The 22,438-nt window shown below is 72.0% G+C and carries 22 protein-coding genes and 1 tRNA gene; 8 read left to right on the top strand and 15 right to left on the bottom strand.

The window, feature by feature from the left end:
* Positions 1-12: 12 nt before the first annotated feature.
* The 5 genes from RL72_RS11015 to RL72_RS10995 all read right to left on the bottom strand — a co-directional run bounded on the left by RL72_RS11015 (position 13) and on the right by RL72_RS10995 (position 7,648).
* Positions 13-708 carry a response regulator gene (locus RL72_RS11015; RefSeq protein ID WP_045250877.1) on the bottom strand — a complete coding sequence of 232 codons (696 nt, stop codon included), beginning with the start codon at positions 706-708 and terminating at the stop codon, positions 13-15.
* Positions 705-1,991, bottom strand: a complete 1,287-nt coding sequence (locus RL72_RS11010; protein ID WP_052674328.1) for a sensor histidine kinase — start codon at positions 1,989-1,991, stop codon at positions 705-707. The genes RL72_RS11015 and RL72_RS11010 overlap by 4 nt, the downstream gene beginning before the upstream one ends.
* Positions 1,988-5,647, bottom strand: a complete 3,660-nt coding sequence (locus tag RL72_RS11005) for an efflux RND transporter permease subunit (protein ID WP_045250876.1) — start codon at positions 5,645-5,647, stop codon at positions 1,988-1,990. Before RL72_RS11005 ends, RL72_RS11010 begins: the two co-directional genes overlap by 4 nt.
* Before the next feature lie 238 nt (positions 5,648-5,885).
* Positions 5,886-6,707, bottom strand: a complete 822-nt coding sequence (locus RL72_RS11000; protein WP_045250875.1) for an ABC transporter permease — start codon at positions 6,705-6,707, stop codon at positions 5,886-5,888.
* The gene (locus tag RL72_RS10995; protein ID WP_045250874.1) at positions 6,704-7,648 is read right to left on the bottom strand and encodes an ABC transporter ATP-binding protein; all 945 of its coding nucleotides are present in this window, start codon (positions 7,646-7,648) and stop codon (positions 6,704-6,706) included. Before RL72_RS10995 ends, RL72_RS11000 begins: the two co-directional genes overlap by 4 nt.
* 305 nt (positions 7,649-7,953) lie before the next feature.
* On the opposite strand from RL72_RS10995, the gene RL72_RS10990 reads away from it, so the two are divergent.
* Positions 7,954-8,024, top strand: a tRNA-Gly gene (locus RL72_RS10990).
* 59 nt (positions 8,025-8,083) lie between these two features.
* Here RL72_RS10990 and RL72_RS10985 read toward each other — a convergent pair.
* Both RL72_RS10985 and RL72_RS20565 read right to left on the bottom strand, forming a co-directional pair.
* Positions 8,084-8,608, bottom strand: coding sequence for a putative glycolipid-binding domain-containing protein (locus tag RL72_RS10985; protein WP_045250873.1), 525 nt, complete (start codon positions 8,606-8,608; stop codon positions 8,084-8,086).
* 7 nt (positions 8,609-8,615) lie between these two features.
* Positions 8,616-8,744 carry a hypothetical protein gene (locus RL72_RS20565; protein WP_258955370.1) on the bottom strand — a complete coding sequence of 43 codons (129 nt, stop codon included), beginning with the start codon at positions 8,742-8,744 and terminating at the stop codon, positions 8,616-8,618.
* A 166-nt stretch (positions 8,745-8,910) separates the two neighbouring features.
* Here RL72_RS20565 and RL72_RS10980 point away from each other — a divergent pair, with 166 nt between their 5' ends.
* Positions 8,911-9,228 carry a DUF2853 family protein gene (locus RL72_RS10980; protein WP_045250872.1) on the top strand — a complete coding sequence of 106 codons (318 nt, stop codon included), beginning with the start codon at positions 8,911-8,913 and terminating at the stop codon, positions 9,226-9,228.
* 71 nt (positions 9,229-9,299) lie between these two features.
* Here the strand turns inward: RL72_RS10980 and RL72_RS10975 are convergent, their stop codons facing one another.
* Positions 9,300-9,785: a MarR family winged helix-turn-helix transcriptional regulator gene (locus RL72_RS10975; protein ID WP_045250871.1), complete on the bottom strand. Its 486-nt coding sequence runs from the start codon at positions 9,783-9,785 to the stop codon at positions 9,300-9,302.
* Positions 9,786-9,863: 78 nt separating this feature from the next.
* Between RL72_RS10975 and RL72_RS10970 the strand changes: the two genes are divergently transcribed.
* Both RL72_RS10970 and RL72_RS10965 read left to right on the top strand, forming a co-directional pair.
* Entirely contained in the window at positions 9,864-11,063 is a 1,200-nt protein-coding gene (locus RL72_RS10970; protein ID WP_045250870.1) for an FAD-dependent oxidoreductase, read from the top strand.
* Between the two features lie 26 nt (positions 11,064-11,089).
* Positions 11,090-12,004, top strand: coding sequence for a cyclase family protein (locus tag RL72_RS10965; RefSeq protein ID WP_045250869.1), 915 nt, complete (start codon positions 11,090-11,092; stop codon positions 12,002-12,004).
* A gap of 29 nt (positions 12,005-12,033) precedes the next feature.
* Here the strand turns inward: RL72_RS10965 and RL72_RS19860 are convergent, their stop codons facing one another.
* A complete protein-coding gene (locus RL72_RS19860) occupies positions 12,034-12,180 on the bottom strand; it encodes a hypothetical protein (protein ID WP_156156777.1) in 147 nt (48 codons plus the stop codon).
* Between the two features lie 180 nt (positions 12,181-12,360).
* Here RL72_RS19860 and RL72_RS19210 point away from each other — a divergent pair, with 180 nt between their 5' ends.
* Positions 12,361-12,900 carry a GNAT family N-acetyltransferase gene (locus RL72_RS19210; protein ID WP_052674327.1) on the top strand — a complete coding sequence of 180 codons (540 nt, stop codon included), beginning with the start codon at positions 12,361-12,363 and terminating at the stop codon, positions 12,898-12,900.
* Positions 12,901-12,912: 12 nt separating this feature from the next.
* Here RL72_RS19210 and RL72_RS10955 read toward each other — a convergent pair whose 3' ends face one another.
* Both RL72_RS10955 and RL72_RS10950 read right to left on the bottom strand, forming a co-directional pair.
* Positions 12,913-13,113, bottom strand: coding sequence for a DUF2795 domain-containing protein (locus tag RL72_RS10955; RefSeq protein ID WP_082072324.1), 201 nt, complete (start codon positions 13,111-13,113; stop codon positions 12,913-12,915).
* Positions 13,110-13,310, bottom strand: coding sequence for a hypothetical protein (locus RL72_RS10950; protein WP_045250867.1), 201 nt, complete (start codon positions 13,308-13,310; stop codon positions 13,110-13,112). The genes RL72_RS10955 and RL72_RS10950 overlap by 4 nt, the downstream gene beginning before the upstream one ends.
* Before the next feature lie 146 nt (positions 13,311-13,456).
* Between RL72_RS10950 and RL72_RS10945 the strand changes: the two genes are divergently transcribed.
* On the top strand, positions 13,457-15,094 hold the full coding sequence (locus tag RL72_RS10945; RefSeq protein WP_045250866.1) for an acyl-CoA dehydrogenase family protein: 1,638 nt from the start codon (positions 13,457-13,459) through the stop codon (positions 15,092-15,094).
* A 285-nt stretch (positions 15,095-15,379) separates the two neighbouring features.
* Here the strand turns inward: RL72_RS10945 and pntB are convergent, their stop codons facing one another.
* Together pntB and RL72_RS10935 are read right to left on the bottom strand one after the other, a co-directional pair.
* Positions 15,380-16,777: a Re/Si-specific NAD(P)(+) transhydrogenase subunit beta gene (pntB, locus tag RL72_RS10940; RefSeq protein WP_045250865.1), complete on the bottom strand. Its 1,398-nt coding sequence runs from the start codon at positions 16,775-16,777 to the stop codon at positions 15,380-15,382.
* Positions 16,774-18,315, bottom strand: coding sequence for a Re/Si-specific NAD(P)(+) transhydrogenase subunit alpha (locus RL72_RS10935; protein WP_045250864.1), 1,542 nt, complete (start codon positions 18,313-18,315; stop codon positions 16,774-16,776). Before RL72_RS10935 ends, pntB begins: the two co-directional genes overlap by 4 nt.
* A gap of 213 nt (positions 18,316-18,528) precedes the next feature.
* Here RL72_RS10935 and RL72_RS10930 point away from each other — a divergent pair, with 213 nt between their 5' ends.
* Complete coding sequence (locus tag RL72_RS10930; RefSeq protein ID WP_156156776.1) at positions 18,529-18,966, top strand: hypothetical protein; 438 nt, start codon at positions 18,529-18,531, stop codon at positions 18,964-18,966.
* Positions 18,967-18,997: 31 nt separating this feature from the next.
* Here the strand turns inward: RL72_RS10930 and RL72_RS10925 are convergent, their stop codons facing one another.
* Entirely contained in the window at positions 18,998-20,317 is a 1,320-nt protein-coding gene (locus RL72_RS10925; protein WP_045250862.1) for a cation:proton antiporter domain-containing protein, read from the bottom strand.
* Between the two features lie 32 nt (positions 20,318-20,349).
* Complete coding sequence (locus RL72_RS10920; RefSeq protein ID WP_045250861.1) at positions 20,350-21,309, bottom strand: LysR family transcriptional regulator; 960 nt, start codon at positions 21,307-21,309, stop codon at positions 20,350-20,352.
* Positions 21,310-21,392: 83 nt separating this feature from the next.
* On the opposite strand from RL72_RS10920, the gene RL72_RS10915 reads away from it, so the two are divergent.
* Positions 21,393-22,433, top strand: a complete 1,041-nt coding sequence (locus RL72_RS10915; protein WP_248700453.1) for a YeiH family protein — start codon at positions 21,393-21,395, stop codon at positions 22,431-22,433.
* The last annotated feature ends 5 nt before the right edge of the window (positions 22,434-22,438 follow it).

Raw genomic sequence — 22,438 nt, 5'->3', positions numbered from 1 at the left:
TAGCCGGTGCCGTCACCCCTGGTCGGTCAGGCCGTTGCGGAACGCGAAGACCACCGCGAGCACGCGATCCCGCATGCCGAGCTTCTGCAGCACCCTGCCGACGTGCGTCTTGACCGTGGACTCGCTCAGCCACAGCCGTTCCGCGATCTCCGCGTTGGACAGCCCCTGCACGAGCGCGTCGAACACCTCGCGCTCGCGGTCGGTGAGCACCTGCAGCCGGGCCGCGGCGGCCCGGCGGTCCTCGTCCCTGGCCCGGCGCGCCGGTTCCTCCGCGGCACGGCTGAGGGCGCCGAAGCGCCGCAGCAGCTCCGATGTGACCCGGGGGGCGAGCACGGCGTCGCCTGCGGCGACCGCACGGATCGCCGCGACGATGTCATCGGCGTCCGAGTCCTTGAGCAGGAAGCCGCTGGCGCCGGCCTCGATCGCTCCGAACGCGTAGGCGTCGAGGTCGAAGGTCGTGAGCACGAGCACGCGGATCCCGCTGCCCGACGTCACGAGCTCCTTCGTCGCCTCCAGGCCGTCCATGCGCGGCATCTGCACGTCCATCAGCACCACGTCCGGCCGATGCGCGCTCGCCAGCGCCACGGCCTCGATGCCGTCCTGCGCCTCGCCCACCACCTCGATGTCGGGCTGCGCGCCCAGCACCATCGCGAGGCCCGCCCGGATCAGCGCCTGGTCGTCGGCGATGAGCACCCGCACCGCGGTCATGCGCCGCTCCGGGGCAGGACGAGACGCACGGCCCACCCGCCGGCCGTGTCGGGGCCGGCGTCGAGCGCGCCGCCGTACAGCGCGGCGCGCTCGCGCATCCCGAGCAGTCCGCGCCCGACACGGTCGGCGGGCGCCGCCGCCGTCGCGCCGTCGTCGCGGATCTCGGCGTGCACGGCGTCCACGGCGACCCGCACGTCGACCTGCACCCGCGTGGGCGCGTCGGCGTGACGCAGCGCGTTGGTCAGCGACTCCTGGACCACCCGGAACACCGTCATCTGGAGCCCTGCCGGCACTTCGTGCGCATCCGCGGCGCCGGATCCGGCGTCGTGCTCCGACTGTCCCAGATCGAGCTCCAGCCGCACCGGCAGCCCGATGCCGCGGTACACCTCGGCCAGGCGCGGCAGGTCCTCGAGCCCCGTGCCGCTGCGAGCGGACTCCTGCCCGGTCGGCCGCTCCAGCACCCCGAGCACGCGCCGCATCTCGTCGAGAGAGGAGCGCGCGACGCCGCCGATCTGCCCCACCGCCTCCCTGGCACGATCCGGATCCGCGTCGAAGACGGCCCTCGTGCCGTCGGCCAGCCGCACGATCACGCTGAGCGAGTGCGAGACGATGTCGTGCACGTCGCGGGCGATGCGCGACCTCTCGGCGAGGGCGGCCAGCTGCGCCTCCTGATCGCGCTCGTGCTCCAGGATCCGGGCCCGTTCCACGAGCGCGGCCACGTACCGGCGCCGGTTGCCGGCGTTCTGCCCCCACAGCAGCGCCACCAGGAGCAGCAGCAGGTCGAACGCGACCCAGGCCAGCGCGGTGTCCCACCGGGATCCGGAGCGGCTCACGGGCGCGAAGCCGAATCCCGTGAGCAGATGCACGATGCTCAGCGCCACCGTGACCGCGTAGGCGATCGCGCCGGCGATCCACGCACGCGACGTCCGGTCGTACACGGCGATCGCGAACACCGCATAGGCGACCGCGAAGGCCCCGACGTCCAGCGAGAGCGGCAGCAGCACGAGCGGAAGCGTCAGCGAGAGGACGAAGAGCAGCACCGGGTTGCGGCGCCGGAGCAGCATCATCGCCGTCGCCACGATCGCGACCACGGCGATCCCCAGTCCGAGTCCCCACGGCCCGATCGGCCGCGTCGGGATCCCGGGATCCGCGGACTCCGCCGTGAACATCGGCACGAGCGTCAGCACGACCCAGCTGAGCGTCGTCAGCGCATCGGCGACGCGCGGGTGACGCTGCCAGCGCGACGCGGCGCGGTCCAGGGCGCGCGCGGAGCCGTCGGTCACGTCGCCAGTCTCCCACGGTCGTCCGCGGCGGGAGCGGCGTCCTGCGCAGGATCCTCCTCGCGCTCGAACACCTCCACACCCGCGTCGCGGCCGGCACGACGGGCCGCGCGGCGCTCGCGCCGGGCCTGCCGGCGGTCGTGGCGACGCTCGTACAGCACGACCAGCGCCGGCACCAGCAGCAGCGTGAGCACGGTCGAGGAGACCAGTCCGCCGATCACCACGATCGCGAGCGACTGCGAGATGAACGCCCCTCCCCCGGTGACGCCGAGGGCCATCGGGATGAGCGCGAAGATCGTCGCGCACGCCGTCATGATGATCGGCCTCAGCCGCAGGCGTGCACCGTGCACGACCGCGTCGTCGATCCCCGAGCCGGCGCGACGGTACTCGTTGATCAGGTCGATGAGCACGATGGCGTTGGTCACCACGATGCCGATCAGCATCAGCATGCCGATCAGGGCCGGGATGCCGAGCGGCGTGCCGGTGACCAGGAGCCCCGCGATCGCGCCGGTCGCCGCGAACGGCACGGAGACCAGCAGGAGCAGCGGCTGCACGAGGGAGCGGAAGGTGGCCACGAGCACGATGTAGACCAGGGCGATCGCGGCGAGCATGGCGACGCCGAGCTCGCCGAACGACTGCGCCTGCTCGGCGGCGGCGCCGCCTTCGTCCAGGGTCACGCCGTCGGGCAGGCGCACGGCGGCCACCGCGGTCTGCACGCCGTACGCGGCCGTGGAGAGGTCCGCGCCCTCGGCCGGCGTGGCCGAGACGGTCACCGCGCGGGCGCCGTCGATCCGGGTGATCGTGGCGGGCGCCGAGACGACCTCCACCGTCGCGATGTCGCCCACGCGGATCGGGGTCGCGCGCACGTGCTCGAGGTCGCGCTGCGCCTGCGCCAGCCGGTCGGTCTCGGCCTGCTGGCGCGCTCCGTCGGCCATCGCGTCCCGCGCGGCGGAGATCTGCTCGTCGAGGGTGCTCAGGCCGCTCTCCGCCCCCGCGACGGCCTGGGTGAGCTGCTGCACGAGCTTCTGGTACTCGAGGGCGCTGAGCTGCCCCTGCGTCGCGGGCTGGGAGTCGGCGGGCGGCGGCGAGGCGAGGAGCTGCGCGAGCTGCTCGCGCAGCGAGATCAGATCCTGTGCGCCCGAGGAACGGGCGTCGTAGAGCGACGACAGCTGCTCATCCGCCTTGTTCTGCGCGTCGACCCGCGCCTGCTCGGACATCGTCTCCTGCTCGCGCTGCAGGGCGTCCGCCGCGTCGTTCTGCGCCTTCTGGGCCTGCAGGGCCGAGACCGGCAGCGCGAGCGCCTTCACCGCCTCCGGATCCGTCGCCGTCGACTGCGCCCGCACGACCAGGTCGGTGGCCGCGCCGTCGATGCCCACCGTGCCGAGCCGCTCGCCCTGCACGGCGGCCAAGATCGCGGCCCCCACCTCGGCCGTGGTGAAGCCCTGCGCCGCGGCCTTGGTCGCGTCGACCGACACCTTCAGCACAGGCAGATCCGCCGCGAGGTCGCTCTTGACCGTGCCGATGCCGTGGACCTTGCCGAGCGCTGCCGTGAGCTTCTCGGAGGCGGTCGCGAGGGCCTTGTCGTCGGGGCTCTTCACGATCACGTCGATCGACGAGGAGGTGGTCTGCGTCGCCTGGGTCGACACGGTGATGCGGTCGGAGTCCGGGAGTGCGGCGACGGCCTTGCGGATCCGCGGCAGCACGACGGTCGGATCCGCGTCCGGCGCGATCACGACGTCGAGGGTGACCGGCGCGCCCTGCTCGCCTGCGGTGGTGCGGTAGGAGGCGACGCCCTTCAGCGAGCCGACCTTCTTCTCCAGCGCGGTCGCGGCCTTGTCCGACACGGCGAGCGTGGCATCCAGGGGCATCGTCTGGGTGACGGTCACCGCACGCTCGTCGGCGAAGCTGCCCAGCATGTCGGTCTTCAGGAATCCGGCTGCCACGATCGTGCCGGCGAACACGACGACCGAGATCAGCACGACCGCGACCGGCCGGCGCAGTGCGAACAGGAGCGAGGGCAGGTAGGCGCGCTGCATGCGCGTGACCCGCTCGGCGGGATCCGCCTGCGCCTGCTCCTGTCCGACCGCGGCGCTCGCCGGCACCGGCGCGGCCTCGGAGCCCGTCGCCGACGACCCTCCCGGCGTCTGCTCACCCGCGACGGTCGGCGCCTCGACGGCGGCAGCGGTCCGCGCCGGCCGGCGCAGGAACCAGTACGCGAGCACGGGCACGATCGTGAGGGAGACCAGCAAGGAGGCCAGCAGCGCGATGGTGACGGTCAGCGCGAACGGCCGGAACAGCTCGCCGGCCATGCCGCCGACCAGGGCGACCGGCAGGAACACCGCGACGGTGGTCAGCGTGGACGCGGTCACCGCCCCGGCCACCTGCCGCACGGCGGCGAGCACGTCGGCGGGAGTGAGCGGTGCGGATCCCCGTCGGCGCGCGATGTTCTCGATCACCACGATCGAGTCGTCCACCACGCGGCCGACCGCGACGGTCAGGGCGGCGAGGGTGAACACGTTGAACGAGAAGCCGCCGACGCGCAGCCCGATCACCGCGATCAGCAGCGACAGCGGGATCGACACGGCCGTGATCACGGTCGCCCGGGGCGAGAGCAGGAAGACGAGGATGATCAGGACCGCGAAGACCAGGCCCAGCCCGCCCTCGACGGCGAGATCATGGGTCGACTTCTCGATCATCGTCGACTGGTCGAACAGCACCGTGCTCGTCGCGTGCCCGCCGAGCGAGGGCAGCGCCTTGCCGACCGCGGCGCTGACGGCGTGCGAGACCTGCACGGCGTTGGCCTCGGGGGTCTTGGTGATCGTCAGGCTCAGCGCGGGGCGCCCGTCCGCACGGGAGACGGTGCTCTGCGGAACGGGGGCGAGCTCGACGGTCGCGACCTCGGACAGCGCGACAGGGCCCTTCGCGGTCGGGATCGGCATCGCCGAGATCCGCTCGATCGACGTGCCTTCCTGGCCCACCTCGATCGCCATCGCGCGCGTCCCGTCGCTGCTGGTGCCGGCCGGGACCACGACGCCCGCGGTGCGCAGCAGCCCCGACACGGCGGGCGCGTCGATCGACCGCGCCGACAGCTTCGCCGGGTCGAGCGTCACGAGCACCCGCTGGGCGACGCGTCCGGAGACCTGCACGGCGCGCACGCCGGCCACGTGCTCGATCGCGGGGACGAGGGTCTTGTCCACCCGATCGGCCAGGGCCTCGAGGTCGCCGTCGGCCGTGATGGCGAGGCTCTGCACCGGGATGTCGGCGGAACTGCCGGCGTAGACCTCGGTGTGCACGCCGTCGGCGGTGGATCCTGCGGCCGTCGCGGCTGTCTTGAGGTCGGCCAGGATCTTGGTGTCGTCGCGGCCGAACGCCCAGTTCACGGTGAGCTGCGCGCTGCCGCTCGACGTGCTCGTGCGCACCTCGTCCACCCCGGTCACGGATCCCAGCGCATCGGACAGCGGCTTCACCACGTCGTGGTCGAGCGTCTCGGCCGAGGCGCCGGGCTTGGTCACGACCACTACCGCGGCCGGCTGCGACATCGACGGGAGCAGCTCCTGCTTCATGCTGCCGGTGGCCCACAGGCCCGCCCCCACGATGAGGATCGTGAACAGAGCCACGACGGCGCGGTTGGCGAGGCTGAGTCGGGTCAGCAGGGTCACGGATCCTCCAGGCGATCACGGGCGCGGGGCACCCCGGCTGCCGCGACCTGCGACGAGCCATGACTTCAGCCAACCGGCCGCACCCGGTCCAGCACATCCGCTTCCGGGAGGATCACGCGCGCGCCGGGGTCGTCCTCAAGTACCACATCCGCATGCGGCGCCATCCGACACATCGCTCCCTGCTCGACGAAGCCCCCTCCGCGCAGGCGGAAGGGGCTTCGTCCAGGGATCCCGAGGCTCAGGCGTCGCGCGAGCGCAGCACCGCCCAGGAGCCGAGCAGCCCGGCGGCGACCCATGCGCCGAGCGTGAGGAAGGCCACGCCCGCCGAGAGCGGGGCCGTGTCACTGGGCAGGATCGCGTTCTGCGCGGCCGACAGCGGCAGGTAGTTCGCGGCGTCCATCACCCACTTCCACGACTCGCCGGCGAAGGCGAAGAAGGTCGACATGATCGGCAGCACGAACAGCAGGCCCACCGTGGCCGCGATCGCGCCGGCGCCCGAGCGCAGCAGGAAGCCGAACGAGACGCCGATCAGCGCGCACACCGCCATCGTGACCGAGGCGGAGAGCACCGGCAGGATCACCTTGTCCGGCTGCCCCCATTCGAGACTCTGCCCGTGCCCGCCGAGGATCGCCGAGACGAGCACCGCCGAGATCACGAACATGACCAGCGAGGCAAGGAACAGGAAGACGGCGAGCACCACAGCCTTGGCGACCAGGACGCGACCGCGGCGGGGGTCGGCGGTGAGGGTGGAGCGGATCATGCCCGTGGAGTACTCCCCGGTGACCGCGATCGCACCCAGGATCCCGGCCAGCAGTGCCGTGAACTGGATCGGGGAGACGACGGCCATGATGCCGTTGAGACCGCGCGGCGCCTGGCCCGACGAGGTGAGGGCGAAGGCGATGAGCACGCCGATGCCGATCGTGAGGGCGGCTGTGATCGCGATCGACCACCACGTGGAGCGCAGCGTCGTGAGCTTGATCCATTCGCTGCGGAGCGTCCGCGGCAGGGACAGGCGGTAGCCGCCCGCGAGAGCGGGGGCGGCGGGGGCGACGGCGCTCATGCGACCACCTCCGGGATCGGGGTGCCGGCTTCGGGCACGGCGCGGGTGCGGTATTCGACGGCGTCGCCGGTGAGGGCGAGGTAGGCGTCCTCGAGCGAGCCGCTCGTGGGGGTGAGCTCGTGCAGCGCGATGCCGCGCTCCGCGGCGAGATCGCCGATCCACCAGGCCTCCGGGCCCGTGACGTCGATCGTGTCGTGGCCGGATCCCTGGACCACGGCGCCGGCCGCGACGAGCAGCTCGCCCAGCTCGACGGCTCGCGGGCTGCGGACCCGCACCTGGGCGGTCGTCCACTGCTCAACGAGCTGCGACAGCGGGGCGTCGGCGAGCACCCGCCCGCGGCCGAGCACGATGATGTGGTCGGCGGTCTGCGCCATCTCGCTCATGAGGTGGCTGGAGAGCAGCACGGTGCGCCCCTCGGAGGCCGCGTGCCGCACGAAGTTGCGCACCCAGAGCACGCCCTCGGGGTCGAGCCCGTTGACCGGCTCGTCGAGGATGAGCGTGTGCGGGTCGCCGAGCAGCGCTGCGGCGATGCCGAGCCGCTGCCCCATCCCGAGCGAGAAGCCGCCCGCGCGCTTGCGCGCGACGGATCCGATGCCGGTGATCTCGATGACCTCGTCCACGCGCGACGCCGGGATCCCGTGCGTCGCCGCCATCGCGCGCAGGTGGTTGCGGGCGGTGCGACCGGTGTGCACGGCCTTCGCGTCGAGCAGCACACCCACCTCGGTGAGCGGTGCCCGCAGCCCGCGGTACTCCTGGCCGTTCACGGTCACCCGGCCCGTGCTCGGCCGGTCCAGCCCCACGATCATGCGCATGGTGGTCGACTTGCCGGCGCCGTTGGGGCCGAGGAAGCCCGTGACCGTTCCGGGACGCACGGTGAACGACACGTCGTCGACGGCGGTCTTGGGTCCGTATCTCTTGCTGAGGCCCTCTGCGGTGATCATGCCTTCGACGCTATGCGGCCGCCGTGCCCCGGCGCATCCGCCTGGAGGATGACTCGGGGAACCCGCGAGGATGATTCCGGATAACCCGAACGTCGTCCCCGCCCGGGCTCCTCGCGCGGTCTCCCCGCGCGCGGTCGCTCTGCTCTCCCGCCGGCGCGTTCCCCTCCCCGCACCTCGTTTCCCTCCCCTCATCGGCGCCCGCACGGGGAGGGAAAGTCGCGGCGGGGAGGGAAACCGCGCGATGAGGCAGGGCGGATCGCGGAACCGCGGGCGTTTGTTATGCTGGCCAGGCGTCCCTGACGCACGGGGCTGTAGTTCAATGGCAGAACTTCTGCTTCCCAAGCAGACAGCGCGGGTTCGATTCCCGTCAGCCCCTCTGATCGCACAAGGGTCCTCGCCGCCGGCGGGGGCCCTTCGTCGTGTCCGGCAGACGGGCTACTTCGCCACACGCACGAACAGCCCGGGGTAGTCGAGCACGAGGCCGGAGGCGTCGACGAGGATCTCCCGGCGGAAGTCGCTGTCCCGCGACTCGTACAGGTAGCGCTCGCTGCTCAGGTGGGTGTAGCGCTGCGGATCCGGCAGCACCTCGAGCGCGTCGGTGACGTATGCGGTCACGATGTCGCGGGACTCACCGGGCTCCAGGGCCAGACGGCGGATCGGCAGCGTGTTGGTGAAGGGGCTGAAGGACAGGTCGATGTCGATCGCCGCACTCAGGTCGGGGCGCGGCACATCGTTCACCCGCCAATCGCCCGCCGACGATCGGGCCAGGCGCAGGGTTCCGTCGAGGTCGTCCTCGACCGTGAGATCCACGAACTCCCACCGCTCCGTCAGGCGGGCGGCGTAGCGGATCACGCGACCGGGGCTCTCCACCACCGATGTCGCATCCACGCCGCCCGCCGCGACGGACAGCTCCAGCGTCTCCGTGCTTCCCGTCTCGGCACCCCGCCAGCGGATCCGCATGATGCCGTCAGCCGATCGACTCGGCGAGGGAGACGATGATGCCCTCCGGACCGCGGACGTAGGCCATCCGGATGGCGTGCTGCCATTCGTGGTCGAAGCTGCGCACCCGCGGGGGCGAGCTCTTCTCGGTGTTCATGCACGAACCTCGTTCCTGGCGGCCGGCGTCCTCGCCATGGTAGGCGGACGGCGCGTCCGCGGGCAGGGGATCGAGGGAAGAACTTCCTCTTCGCATCCATGGCTCCGGCGTCTAGGATCTCTGGCGAGCGAGGCATCCGAGCCGAGCCGGAGCGAAGGAGTTCCCCATGGCCGATTGGGCCGCTGACGTCAAGATCTACCGTCCCAATGCCGACGAGGCTGCGATCGCGGGTCTGCTGAAGACCTACCGCCTCGTCATGGACAGCCAGGACTCGGCGTACGTCGCCTTCTCCGACAAGGACGAGGTCGAGACCGTCAAGACCAATTTCCTCAAGAAGAAGCTCGGTCTCACCGAGTCGGACGCCGTGCTCGACGCCGCGCTCGACGAGGTCAAGGAGACGATGAAGGCGGACCGCACCAAGAGCCGCATCACCGTCTACTACCTCCTCGCCGAGAAGTTCGGCAAGCTCGACCTCTTCCACTGAGCGCCTGCTCCGACGCAGACGACAGGGCCGCAGCCGCAGGAGCGACTGCGGCCCTTCTCGTGCGGTCGACGTCAGCCGCGGGCGTCACCGCGCAGGTGATCGATCTCCGCACGGTTGACCTCGGCGGCGCGCGCCAGAAGCTCCGCCGCGAACTCGATCTGCTCATCGCTGAGCGTGTCGAGGTAGACGCTCCACTGCTCGGCCACCCGCCCGTACACCGGCCCCACTCCGGCGAGGATCGGATCCGGATCCGCGGTCACGAGCACCCGGCGGCGGTCGTTCTCATCGCGGCTGCGATGCACGTAGCCGGCCCGCTCGAGCCGGTCGATCATGGCGGTGACCGCGCCTCCGGCGGTGAGCCCCGTGCGCGCCGCGAGCTCGCCCGGAGTGGCCGGACCGCTGCTCAGCAGGAGTCCCACGGCCTGCAGGTCGGTGCCGTTGAGACCGACCGATCGCGCGACGGCGTCCTGGAAGAGCACGGCGCGCGCCATGAACTCCTGCATCGCCGCGCTCTGACGGGCGATGGCAGCAGCACGACGTGCGGTCGGTTCGGACATCTGCTATTCTCTCTATTATCGAGAGACTCTGAAAACGAGACTCTCTGGCTTACTCCAGACTAGCGAAAGGCCGGACCGATGCCCAAGGCGCTCATCATCGGCGGCGGGGTCGCGGGACCCGCCGCCGCCCTCTTCCTGCGACGTGCCGGCTGGGAGGCGGAGATCTTCGAGGCACGCCACCGACCCGACGCCTTCGGCGGCCTCTTCCTCAACGTCGCGACCAACGGCCTCGCCGTTCTCGACACGCTCGGCCTGAAGGCGCGCCTGCTCGAAGACGGCCACCTGAGCCCGTACATGGAGATGCACAGCGGCCGAGGCCGGAAGCTCGGCACGGTGCCGAACGGCCCCGCCGGCGAACCCGAGCGGGGCAGCGTCGTCGTGCGACGCGAATGGCTCAATGCCGTGCTGCGCGAAGCGACCGAGAACGCCGGCATCCCCCTCACCTGGGGAGCCCGACTCGAGCGCATCGAGGAGACGCCCGACGGCGTCACTGCTCACTTCGCCGACGGCTCGCAGGCGACCGGCGACATCCTCATCGGCTGCGACGGCGTCGGATCCCCGACCCGGCGATGGATCGATCCCGAAGCGCCGGATCCCGCGTACAGCGGACTGCTCAGCATCGGCGGGTTCGCCCGCGTCGACGGGCTCGAGCCCACCCCGCTCACGCAGCACATGGTGTTCGGCACACGGGGGTTCTTCGGATATCTGGTGCGCGACGACGGCACCGTCTACTGGTTCGCGAACCCGGCCAGAGCGGAGATGGACCGCGATGCCCTCCGCGCAGTGCCCGGCGAGACGTGGCTCGACGAGCTGCGGGCGGTGCACTCGGAGGATCCGTACCCGGTGCCGCAGATCCTGGACAACGCGACCGGCGCGGTCGGGGCCTACGGCATCTACGAGCTGCCGCACGTGCCGCACTGGCACCGCGGCAGGGTGGTCGCCGTGGGCGACGCCGTGCACGCGACCTCGCCGAGCGCGGGCCAGGGCGCCTCACTCGCCCTGGAGGACGCGGAGACCCTGGCCCTGTGCCTGCGCGATCTGACGGCGCACGAGCAGGCGTTCGCCCGCTACCAGCAGCTGCGGCAGCGCCGCGCGGAGGACGTCGTGAAGTACTCCCGCGCGATCAGCCGGCAGAAGACGGCGACCTCGTCGAAGCTCGCCGTCCTCCTTCGGGACGCGCTGCTGCCGCTGTTCCTGCGCGGCGCGACGCGGGACACCCGCAACAACCACCTCTACAACCACGTCATCCGGTGGGAGCGATCAGCCCTCGACGCGTGACCCGCGAGCCTCGCCATACTGGGGTCATGACCTCCCCCGAGTACCGCGCGCACTTCGGCTTCGACATCGCCTTCGCCAACGGCGGCGGCATGCACGGCGACGGATTCCGCCTCGATCTGCCCTCCGCCGACCTCGACGCCGACGCGATCGCGCTGCTCCTGGTCCGCCATCTGGGTCTGGCGCTCGTGGAGTCCGCGACGCTGCGCGACCTCGAGATCGTCGCCGAGCCGCACCGCGGCAGCCGGGGCGTCGAGACGCGGCCGGCGGCGGCCGACCGGCGCCTCGTCGACCTCTCGCACCCGATCCGCGCCGGACTGATCACCTATCCCGGGCTCCCCGCGCCCGAGATCACGCCGTTCCTCACGCGTGCCGACTCGCGGGAGAAGTACGCGCCGGGCACGGAGTTCGCGATGGACGTCATCACGATGATCGGCAACACCGGCACGTATCTCGACTCGCCGTTCCACCGCTATGCCGACGGCGGCGATCTCTCGTCCCTGCCGCTGGAGAAGCTCGCCGACCTCCCCGCGGAGGTGTTCCACCTGACCGACGCGTGGACGGCCGAGCGGCGCGGCATCGCGCCGGAGACCCTCGCCGATCGCGACCTGCGCGGCGCCGCCGTGCTGCTGCACACCGGATGGGACCGGCTCTTCGGAACACCGGAGTACGGCCGCGGCGCGCCCTTCCTCACCGGCGCCGCGGCCGCGGCGCTCGTCGACGCGGGCGTCGCGCTCGTCGGCATCGACTCGATCAACATCGACGACACCGAGTCCGGCGGCGAGCGGCCGGCGCACTCGCTCCTGCTCGCGGCCGGGATCCCGGTCGTCGAGCATCTCACCCGCCTGGGGTCGCTCCCGGCCCGCGGCGCGCGGTTCACCGCCGCTCCCCCGGCCGTGGCCGGGTTCGGCACGTTCCCCGTGCGGGCGCACGCCATCGTCTGACGGCGCCGCCCGCACGGGCACGGCTCCGATCAGAGGCCCTCGATGCCGCCCTCGAAGCCGAGCGTCGTCTCGACCGACGGCGGCGGGAGCGGTCCGCCCTCTTCTTCCGTCTCCGTCACTTCCTCATCGACCGCATCCTGCTCCTCGAGTCGGTCGTCGTCCTCGTCGCGTCCCATTCCGTCCTCCTCGCAGCTCGCCGTCCGGGCGTCGACATCCGCGTCGACGGGGCTCGCACCGACCGGATCCGCCCTCTTCCGGGCAGGCTATGCCGGGGCCTCGGCGTTGGCAAGGCTCCCGTGGCGCTGCTCGGCCCCGGTTCCCGGAGCCGTGTCGGACCCCACGGGTAGCGTGTCCCCATGTCCACAGCTCCGACCGTCACGCTCCGTGCCCGCACCGATGCCGACCTCGATGCGCTCTACAGCATCGCGTCCGATCTGGACACGTGGGAGGAGCGCAATCCCGGTCGCCCGGTGACGCCGACGCGCGAGGCCTGGCAGGCGCGTCTCACCGCGCGGGAGGCGGATCCGGGCGGCAACATGAGTTTCGTCATCGACGTCGACGGCGCGGCCGTCGGGACCGTCGGCCTGTTCGACGTCGACGACGTCGCGCAGCACGCGGAGGTCGGCATCGCCCTCATCCCGTCCGCGCGCGGTCGGGGCATCGGCACCGAGGCGATGCGGCAGATCCTCGAGTTCGCGTTCGTGCGCGGCAATCTGCGTCGCGTGCACCTCGAGGTGATCTCGTCGAACGCGGCCGGGATCCGCTCCTATGAGAAGGCCGGCTTCGTGGTGGAGGGGCGCCAGCGCGAGCACGCCTGGGTGCGCGGGCAGTACGAGGACCTCGTGCGCATGGGCGTGCTCCGCGAGGAGTGGCAGGCTGCCCGAGACGGCCGGTGAGCGGCGATCGCCTCAGCGGTCTCCGAACAGCTCTGCGTTGACCTCGGCCGGCCCTTCGTAGCTCCGATCCGGCAGCCCGGCGAGCGCGTCGACGATGACATCGGCCGCACCGCGATCCTTCGCGGCGGCGACCAGGTCGTCGCGCGACGCCGGATAGCTCACTCCGGAGAGGTGCTCCTGCACGGCGAGGGGGTTGGGCAGCACGGCCATCATGCGCCTCCCTCCTGCGCGGCCCGCGCGTCGTGCGCGACCGGATCCTCGTCCTCCTCCACCGCGGTCGCGCGCTCCTCGTCGACCTGCGCCGGCGGCTGGTGCTGCAGGTGGGCGCGGTCGTCGTTCGGATCGCCCGAGCCCGTCGGCGCGGCGCGCGTCTCGTCCTCCGGATCCGTCTGGTCCCTCTGATCGCTCATCTCGTCCTCCTTCTCGGCGCCCGAAGCGGCACCGCACACCCATGCCACCTCTCGACGCGACATGCGCCCAGGGTCTTGACAGCCGCCGTCGCCGCCCGCTCCCGATGGCGTAGCGTCGGAGCAGACCGTGATCGAAGGGGATCCGCATGGCGACGCACACCGTGACGAACCAGGCTCCTCCTCGCGAGGGGCTGGACGAGTTCGCCCTCGACCTGCCCCTCGCCGAGGGCGTCCGGCGCCACGGCGCGTCCTGGGCGGAGGCGGGGCTGAGCGTGACCGGGCGCCTGGTCGGATCCGCCGGGTTCCAGCACGATGCCGAGCTCGCGAACGTGCACGAGCCCTCGCTCACGGCGTTCGACCGCTGGGGACGACGCATCGACGAGGTGGAGTATCACCCGTCCTATCACCGGGTGCTCGGCGCAGCCGTCGCCGCCGGCGCGCACACGGCGGCGTGGGCCGACCCGCGCCCGGGCGCCCAGGTGGCGCGGGCGGCGCACTTCCTGCTGTTCGCACAGGTCGAGCCGGGCCACGCCTGTCCGGTGTCGATGACCCACGCGGTGGTCCCTGCGCTGCAGCAGTTCGCGCCCGCCGACCTGCGCGCGCAGTGGCTGCCGCGGCTGCTCTCCCGCGACTACTCCCCCGAGCTCATCGCCGGAAAGACGTCGGCCCTGTTCGGGATGGCGATGACCGAGAAGCAGGGCGGATCCGACGTGCGCGCGAACCGCACCGCCGCCGTCCCGGCCGCCGACGGATCCTGGATCCTCACCGGTCACAAGTGGTTCTGCTCGGCGCCGATGTCCGACGGCTTCCTGGTGCTCGCCCAGGCGCCCGCCGGGCTCAGCTGCTTCCTGGTGCCGCGGGTGCTGCCGGACGGATCGCGCAACGCCTTCCTCATCCAGCGCCTCAAGGACAAGCTCGGCAACCGGGCGAACGCCTCCAGCGAGGTCGAGTTCGACGGCACCGTCGGATGGCTCATGGGCGATGAGGGCCGCGGGGTGCGCACGATCATCGAGATGGTGAACCAGACGCGCCTGGACTGCATGCTCGGCACCGCCGCGGGCATGCGGCAGGCGTCGGCGGAGGCGATCTGGCATGCGCAGCACCGGGCGGCCTTCGGCGCCCCGCTCGCGGAGCAGCCCGCGATGACCCAGGTGCTCGCCGATCTGGCGGTCGAGACCGAGGCCGCGATCGCCGCGTCGCTGCGGGTCGCCGCGGCGTACGAGGCCGACGCCCCCGCCGCCGACGAACCGTTGCGGCGGCTGGCCACGGCGGTGCTGAAGTACTGGATCTGCAAGCGCGGGCCCGGCCACGCCGCCGAAGCCCTCGAGTGCCTCGGCGGCAACGGCTACACCGAGGCCTTCCCGCTCGCACGCCGTTATCGCGAGCAGCCGGTGATGGCGGTCTGGGAGGGATCCGGCAACGTCATCGCGCTGGATGTGCTGCGTGCGATCGCGCGCGAGCCCGAGACGGCCGACGCGCTGCTCGCCGAGGTGCGCCTCGCGGCCGGCGCGGACGCTCGGCTCGACGCGCACCTCGACGACACCGCGCGGCTGCTGCACGAGGCGCAGCGGGATCCGGCATCCGCCGAGGCGCAGGCCGGGGCCCGCCGGCTGACGGAGGCGCTCGCGGTGGCCCTGCAGGGCTCGCTGCTCGTGCGCAGCGCACCGCCCGCGGTCGCCGACGCGTTCGTCGCGTCGCGGGTCGGCCCCGTGCGCGGCTTCCTCTACGGCGCGACCTCCGCGCGGGATGCCGCCGCGATCGTCGCCCGGCACGCGGGCGCTTGACCGCGACCCGCCGCCCGACACGCCAGCGCCTGACCGCGCCCCGCCCTGCGGATCCGCATGCGAGATGGAAAACGTCGCTCGCACGTGCCCCGCAGCAGCGAAATCCATCTCCGCACGCGCAGCAACCCTGCGGCGAGATGGAAAACGTCGCTCGCACGTGCCCCGCAGCAGCGAAATCCATCTCGCTCGGACGCGGACCCAGGCCCTGGCGTGGGCTCACCCGAAGCTCCCGGGCTGCGGATCCGGTCCGCCCCGACCGGCGGGACGGGACCGGATCCGATCCGGTCACAGCGCGGCGATGATGTCCTCCACGCGCTGCTTGGCGTCGCCGAACAGCATCTGCGCGTTGTCGCGGAAGAACAGCGGGTTCTGCACACCGGCATAGCCCGCGGCCATGGAGCGCTTGAACACGATCACGTTCTCGGCCTCCCACACCCGGAGCACCGGCATCCCCGCGATCGGGCTGCCCGGATCCTCCGCCGCGGCGGGGTTCACGGTGTCGTTGGCGCCGATGACGAGCACGACCGACGTGTGCGCGAGGTCGTCGTTGATCTCGTCCATGCTCAGGACGATGTCGTACGGCACCTTCGCCTCGGCGAGCAGCACGTTCATGTGCCCGGGCAGACGACCGGCGACGGGATGGATGCCGAACCGCACATCGACCCCGCGCTCGCGCAGACGCTGCACCAGATCGGCGACCGGGTACTGGGCGTGTGCGACGGCCATGCCGTAGCCGGGAGTGATCACGACGCTCTTCGCCGAGGTGAGCAGCTCCGCGGCGCTGGTCGCGGTGATCTCGCGGTGCTCGCCGTGCTCCTCGTCGGACGAGGTCGAGGCCACGATGCCGAAGCCGCCCGCGATCACGGAGAGGAACGACCGGTTCATCGCCTTGCACATGATGTACGAGAGGTAGGCACCGCTGGATCCGACGAGCGCGCCGGTGACGATGAGCAGGTCGTTGTTGAGCAGGAAGCCCGCCGCCGCGGCCGCCCAGCCGGAGTAGCTGTTCAGCATCGAGACGACGACCGGCATGTCGCCGCCGCCGATCGAGGCGACCAGGTGCCAGCCCAGCGCGAACGCGAGCACGGTGATCGCGATGAGCAGCCACAGCTGCTGGTCGATCACGAACCAGACGGTGAGCACCAGGAAGGCGACCAGCGCGAGGATGTTCAGCGCGTTCTTCCCCGGCAGCATGAGCGGCTTGGACGAGATCCGCGCCGACAGCTTCAGGAACGCGACGATGGATCCGGTGAAGGTCACCCCGCCGATGAAGATCCCGATGAAGACCTCGGCGTTGTGGATCCCGACCAGCGCGGGGGCGATCTCGGCGTGTGCGAGGTGGCCGTTCCAGCCGACGAGCACGGCGGCGAGCCCCACGAAGCTGTGCAGCAGCGCGATGAGCTCGGGCATGCCGGTCATCTCCACGACCCTGGCGCGCCACAGTCCGATCCCCGCGCCCACCAGCAGCGCGACGAGCAGGAAGACGAGGCCGATCACCGCGCCGCCCGACCAGGCGCGGGCGACCGTGAGCGACACGGTCGCGATCAGGGCGATCGCCATCCCGGAGATGCCGAAGACCACACCCGAACGGGCGGTCTCGTGCTTGCTGAGACCGGCGAGGCTCAGGATGAACAGCAGCGCCGCGACGATGTACGCGGCGGTGGAGAGGGCTCCGACGGTCACTTCTGGCCGCCCTTCGTGAACATGGCGAGCATGCGGCGGGTCACCGCGAACCCTCCGAAGATGTTGATGGACGCGAGCAGCACCGCGATCGCGGCGAGCACCTGGACGACCGGATCCGGATCCGTGATCTGCAGCATCGCGCCCACGACGATGACCCCGGAGATCGCGTTGGTCACCGACATGAGCGGGGTGTGCAGCGCGTGGTGCACCTTGCCGATCACGTAGAAGCCGATCACCACCGACAGGGTCAGCACCGTGAAGTGCTGCGGCAGCGGCGCCGGCGCGAACGCGTTGACCAGGAAGAGCGCGGCGATGCCGAGCACGATCAGCAGGGCCTTGCGGCCCGCCGACAGGCCCTGTTTCTGCGGCGCCTCGATCGGCGTCGACGCGACCGGGGCCTTCGCCGGGGCTGCCGCCACCTGCACGGGCGGCGGGGGCCAGGTGATCTCCCCGTCGCGCACGACGGTCACCGAGCGCTGCACGACGTCGTCGAAGTCGATCGTGAAGGCGCCGTCCTTGCCCGGGGTGAGCAGGGCGACGAGGTTGGCGACGTTCGTCCCGTACAGCTGCGACGCCTGGGCCGCCAGGCGCGACGCGAGATCGGTGTAGCCGAGGATGATCACGCCGTTCGGCGTGACGGTGCGCTCGCCGGCGACGGATCCCTCGACGTTGCCGCCCTGGCCCGCGGCCATGTCGACGATCACGCTGCCTGGCTTCATCCGGGCGACGTCGGAGGCGGTGATGAGCCGCGGTGCCGCACGTCCCGGGATGAGGGCGGTGGTGATGATGATGTCGACGTCGGCGGCCTGCTCGGTGTAGATCTCGGCCGCCCGCCGGTCGTACGCCTCGCTCGTCGCCTTGGCGTAGCCGTCGGTGGACTTCTCCACCGCCACGTCGACGGGCAGGTACTCGCCGCCGATCGAGGTGACCTGGTCGGCGACCTCCGGCCGGGGGTCGGTCGCGCGCACGATCGCGCCCAGGCTCGACGCGGCGCCGATCGCGGCGAGACCGGCGACGCCGGCGCCCGCCACGAGCACCTTGGCCGGCGGCACCTTGCCCGCTGCCGTGACCTGGCCGGTGAAGAAGCGCCCGAACTCGTGCGCGGCCTCCACCACGGCGCGATAGCCGGCGATGTTGGCCATCGAGCTGAGCACGTCCATCGACTGGGCGCGCGAGATGCGCGGAACCGCGTCGAGGGCGAGCGCCGTGATGCCTCGCTGCGCGAGGGACTCCACCAGATCGGGCCGCAGCGCCGGCGACAGCAGCGCGATGATCGTCGCCCCGTCGGCGAGCAGGGCGATCTGCTCCGCTCCGGGCGCCGTGATCGCCAGCACGATCTCACTGCCCCATGCCCGGGCGCGATCGACCAGCTCCGCCCCGGCGGCCGCGTAGGCCTCATCCGGGTAGGACGCATCGGATCCCGCTCCGCGCTCCACGACCACGTCGTGACCGAGCGTGCGAAGCTGTGCGATCGTCGCCGGGGTCGCGGCCACGCGCGACTCTCCCGCAGGCTCTCGGACGATGCCGATGACTGCCATAGCTACCTCCTCCATGCCGTCGGCGATGACGGGTGGTGTGCGCTGCGCACTATGCGGCACCCTCGCCGGACAACCTGCTCAGAGTACTGAGCGGGACGACGCGGATCCCTTGGCTTTTCGCGATCTTACGCGCTAAGAATCCCGGATCTTTCCCTCCTGGCAACGACGGCGACCGCGTGTGCGCGACAGCGTCGGCCGCGTAGGCTCGTGGGCATGGCACCGGATTCTCGGCTCATGGCACTGCTCGGAGACTGGACGGGGACGGAGGAGCTGTTCCCCACCGCGTGGACGGAGGCCGGGACGGCCCGCGGAGCCCTCAGCGTCGAACCGGGCCCCGCCGGCGTGCTGCTCGACTACGTCGAGGCCCGCGACGGCGCCGAAGGTGCTCCGCTCGTGGCGCACGCCGTGGTCGCCGGAGAGGGCTTCTGGTGGTTCGACACCTACGGCTTCACCCCTCAGGCCCCCGGATCCGCCGAGTGGGTCGACGAGGCGCTGGTGCTCGACCGCCGCTCCGACCGGGGACGCACCGTGATGCGCCTGCGCGCCGACGGCGACCGGCTGACGGTCGAGCTGGACTCGGCCGTGCCGGCTGATGCGGCGCCCGCGCCGCTCATGCGGGGCGTCTACACCCGGCAGGCCGCGCAGGGCTGACCCCGGCGGCGCACCGGAGCGCCGGCCACGATCAGTGCCCGGGTGACGGCACCCGGGCCTTCGCCGCGTCGTCGCCCTCCGGGGCGAGACGGCGCAGCACGAGCGGCGCGAGGACGCCGTGCAGCAGGATGCTGCCGACCACGGTGGTCACCATCGCGGTGAGCACGAGGTCGCCCGCGTCGTCCGGCAGGGCGTTGTATGCGAGGAGGCCGAAGACGATCGTGGCGGTGCCGCGCGGACCGAGCAGCCCGATCCTGACCCGATCGCCGCGGGGCACCGAGCTCCCCATCAGCGACAGGTACACCGGCCCGAGCCGCAGCAGCGTGAGGGCGAGCAGCGCGAGCAGCACGATCCGCACGTCGAACGAGACGGTGAAGACCAGCAGTGTCGCCCCGCCCAGCATGAACCACACGAAGTTCGCCGTGAGGGTGCCCACCTCCTCGACGAGCAGCAGCTCCTCATGCGGGATCACGCGCTCCGCCATGCCGCCGGTGCGGGCGACACGGTAGATGAGGCCCGCCACGAAGGCGGCGACGAAGCCGTTGGCCTCGAGTGCCGGGATGGTGGCGATCCCGTAGGCGATCAGGGGCAGCAGCACCATGACGAACCGGGCGCCCCCGGCGTCGGCGACTCCGCGGTCGCGGGCGGCGCGCATCGCCAGCCCGACGAGCCCGCCGAGCGCCACACCGATCACGATCGCGACGAGCGTGGCCGGCACCGCGTTGAGGAAGGCCTCGACGAACTTCTCGCCGTTGTGGCCCACGTCCTGTTCGTCGAGCGTGAACGTGTCCTTGCCCGTCCGGAGGTACTCGCGCACGAGCGGCTCGATGATGACGGCGATGGGCAGCGCCATGCCGAAGATCGGCGAGACGAGTCCGTCGTTGTAGCCGCTCTCCACGTTCAGGATCGCGCGCACGCGCTCCGGGAGCAGCCGAGAACGCAGCAGCCGGGTGGCCGGGGCGAAGTCGGTCGGCATGATCACGCAGGCGATCACGCCGATCACGGCGAACGACTCCGGCACGAGCCAGCCGCACAGGATCGCGGTCAGCAGCAGGGAGAGGGGCAGGGCGATCAGCACGAGACGCGCGGTGACCTTGCCCTCCCCGCCGAAGATCCCGCCGCGCACCTCGGTCGCGTCCGCGAAGAGGAGGACCGAGAGCACCACCTCGACGACCTTCTCGGTGACCGGCGAGTCGAGCGAGACGCCGAACGCGTCGAGGTTCCAGACCGTTGCCGCCGCACCCAGCACCAGCAGCATCGCAGGACCCGCGATGCCCCAGCGCTCGAACCGATGGGAGATGAGCGACCACAGCAGGACGGCGATCAGGCCGATGAGCACGAACGGCGGCATCCGGATCCTTCCGTGGAGGGCACGCTCAGAGACTACTGCGGCGCCGGGGTCCTTCGTCCCGCCTGCGCCCTCGCCGTCTGTACGGCCACGTCGATCAGCTCCCGCCCGGACGCGGACAGGTCGCGCGCACCGCCGCGCCACAGCGCCGTGATCGGCCGCACGACCGGATCCCCCGTCGTGCGGACGGCGCGGAGGCGTCCGAGCCTGATGTCGTCGGCGGCCTCCCTGCGGCTCAACACCGCGGCGCCCAATCCGTTCGCGACGGCCGAGCGCACCGCCGCCGACGTCGGCAGCACGACCGCGGGTGCTGCGGCGTCGCGCCCGAGCCGGCGGCGCACCTCGTCCTCCCACGCGCGCCGGGTGCCGCTGCCCTCCTCGCGCGCGACGAGGGGTTCGGTGGCGGCCGTCTCGAACGCGATGGGACCGGTCGCGGTCCACGGGTGCTCCGGCGCCACGACGAGCGCGAGCTCGTCCCGGTCCACCGTGGTCGAGCCGAGGTCGGAGGGGACCTCGCTCGACTCGATGAACGCGAGGTCGGCGCGCCCATCGCGCACGAGGGCCTCGGCGTCGGTGCTGTTGCCGGAGAGCAGCTGCACGGCGGTCGGGGTCCGTCCGTCGGCGAGCTGCTGCCGGCGCAGCTCCACGAGCCAGAGTGGGAGCAGCCGCGCCGACACCGTCTGGCTCGCGGCGACCGTGAGCCGCGCGGTGCTCTCGCCGCGGAGCGTGCGGGTCGCCGCACGGAACCGCGCGGCCGCCGCGAGCACGTCATCGGCCCAGGAGGCGACCACCTCGCCCTCGAGCGTGGGCCGGGTCCCGGACGGGGTGCGGTGGAACAGAGCCAGTCCGAGCTGACGCTCGATCGCGCGCAGCCGCGTGGACGCCGACTGCTGGGTCACCCCGATCTCACGCGCCGCCGCCGAGATGGAGCCGGTGCGCACGACGGCCACCAGCAATTCGAGCGAGCCGATGTCGGGCATCGATCCATCGGCCATGCGCACACCCCACAGTCTCTGCCTGTATCCCTATCGAGCCTAGCCGGATACCGCGGGGCGCGGCCACGCACGAGCCTGGATCCATGATGTTCCGCCCTGCCCGCACGCTGCCGTCCCGTCTCGCACTGCGGGCGGTCGAGGTGCTGCCGGGGCTCGCGCTCACCGTGCCGATCGCGATCGCCGCCACCCTGATCGGATCCGCCGTGCCCGTGCTCGGCTCGGCACTGCCCGCGATCGTGATCGGCGTCCCGATCGCGGTGATCCGGCGGCCCGGTGCGCGGTTCGTGCCGGGAGTGGAGTACTCCGGACGGTTCCTGCTGCAGATCGCGGTGGTGCTGCTGGGCGCGCAGCTGTCGCTCGACGCGATCCTCCGGGTGGGAGCGGAGTCGCTGCCGATCATGCTCACGACTCTCGCGGTGTGCCTCCTCGGCACCGCCGTGATCGGCCGGGCGCTGCGCGTCGCCCCGCGACTGCGCACCCTCATCGGCGTCGGGACCGGGATCTGCGGCGCCTCGGCGATCGCCGCGGTCTCGCCCGTGATCGGCGCGGTCGGCGCCGAGGTCTCCTACGCCGTGTCGACGATCTTCGTGTTCAACATCCTGGCCGTGGTGCTCTTCCCGCTGCTCGGCCACGCGCTCGGACTGGATCCGCACACGTTCGGACTCCTCGCCGGCACCGCGGTGAACGACACGAGCAGCGTCGTGGCGACGGCGAGCGTCTTCGGCGCTTCCGCGCTCGGGTTCGCGGTGGTCGCGAAGCTCGTGCGCACGCTCATGATCATCCCGATCTCGGTCGGCCTCTCGGTGATCGAGTCGCGTCGCGCGGCCGATGGCCGGCGGATGACGCTGCGCGGCGCGATCGGGCTCGTGCCGTGGTTCCTGATCGGGTTCCTCGTGGTCGCGCTGCTCGGATCCCTCGGCGGGATCCCCGCGGCTCCTCGGGACGCGATGGTGCACGCGAGCGGCTTCCTGATCGCGGTGGCCATGGCGGGGATCGGCCTGTCGACGGATGCAGCCGCGCTGCGCAGCGCCGGCTGGCGGCCTCTGCTGCTCGGCGCGATCCTGTGGATCCTGGTCACCGTCACGGCGCTCGCCGTGATCGCCCTCACCGGCTTCGGCCGCTGAGGGGC

The sequence above is a fragment of the Microbacterium azadirachtae genome (genome assembly GCF_000956545.1).
Taxonomy (GTDB): Bacteria; Actinomycetota; Actinomycetes; order Actinomycetales; family Microbacteriaceae; genus Microbacterium; species Microbacterium azadirachtae.
The sequence above is the reverse complement of the archived record's forward strand: the minus strand, read 5'-3'. Positions and strand labels throughout refer to the sequence as shown.

Coding starts and splice junctions, on each gene's coding strand:
- RL72_RS11015 (WP_045250877.1), bottom strand. CDS start 708: ATGACCGCGGTGCGGGTGCTCATCGCCGACGACCAGGCGCTGATCCGG.
- RL72_RS11000 (WP_045250875.1), bottom strand. CDS start 6,707: ATGAGCGCCGTCGCCCCCGCCGCCCCCGCTCTCGCGGGCGGCTACCGC.
- RL72_RS10995 (WP_045250874.1), bottom strand. CDS start 7,648: ATGATCACCGCAGAGGGCCTCAGCAAGAGATACGGACCCAAGACCGCC.
- RL72_RS10985 (WP_045250873.1), bottom strand. CDS start 8,608: ATGCGGATCCGCTGGCGGGGTGCCGAGACGGGAAGCACGGAGACGCTG.
- RL72_RS20565 (WP_258955370.1), bottom strand. CDS start 8,744: ATGAACACCGAGAAGAGCTCGCCCCCGCGGGTGCGCAGCTTCGACCAC.
- RL72_RS10980 (WP_045250872.1), top strand. CDS start 8,911: ATGGCCGATTGGGCCGCTGACGTCAAGATCTACCGTCCCAATGCCGAC.
- RL72_RS10975 (WP_045250871.1), bottom strand. CDS start 9,785: ATGTCCGAACCGACCGCACGTCGTGCTGCTGCCATCGCCCGTCAGAGC.
- RL72_RS10970 (WP_045250870.1), top strand. CDS start 9,864: ATGCCCAAGGCGCTCATCATCGGCGGCGGGGTCGCGGGACCCGCCGCC.
- RL72_RS10965 (WP_045250869.1), top strand. CDS start 11,090: ATGACCTCCCCCGAGTACCGCGCGCACTTCGGCTTCGACATCGCCTTC.
- RL72_RS19860 (WP_156156777.1), bottom strand. CDS start 12,180: ATGGGACGCGACGAGGACGACGACCGACTCGAGGAGCAGGATGCGGTC.
- RL72_RS19210 (WP_052674327.1), top strand. CDS start 12,361: ATGTCCACAGCTCCGACCGTCACGCTCCGTGCCCGCACCGATGCCGAC.
- RL72_RS10955 (WP_082072324.1), bottom strand. CDS start 13,113: ATGATGGCCGTGCTGCCCAACCCCCTCGCCGTGCAGGAGCACCTCTCC.
- RL72_RS10950 (WP_045250867.1), bottom strand. CDS start 13,310: ATGAGCGATCAGAGGGACCAGACGGATCCGGAGGACGAGACGCGCGCC.
- RL72_RS10945 (WP_045250866.1), top strand. CDS start 13,457: ATGGCGACGCACACCGTGACGAACCAGGCTCCTCCTCGCGAGGGGCTG.
- RL72_RS10935 (WP_045250864.1), bottom strand. CDS start 18,315: ATGGCAGTCATCGGCATCGTCCGAGAGCCTGCGGGAGAGTCGCGCGTG.
- RL72_RS10930 (WP_156156776.1), top strand. CDS start 18,529: ATGGCACCGGATTCTCGGCTCATGGCACTGCTCGGAGACTGGACGGGG.
- RL72_RS10925 (WP_045250862.1), bottom strand. CDS start 20,317: ATGCCGCCGTTCGTGCTCATCGGCCTGATCGCCGTCCTGCTGTGGTCG.
- RL72_RS10920 (WP_045250861.1), bottom strand. CDS start 21,309: ATGGCCGATGGATCGATGCCCGACATCGGCTCGCTCGAATTGCTGGTG.
- RL72_RS10915 (WP_248700453.1), top strand. CDS start 21,393: ATGATGTTCCGCCCTGCCCGCACGCTGCCGTCCCGTCTCGCACTGCGG.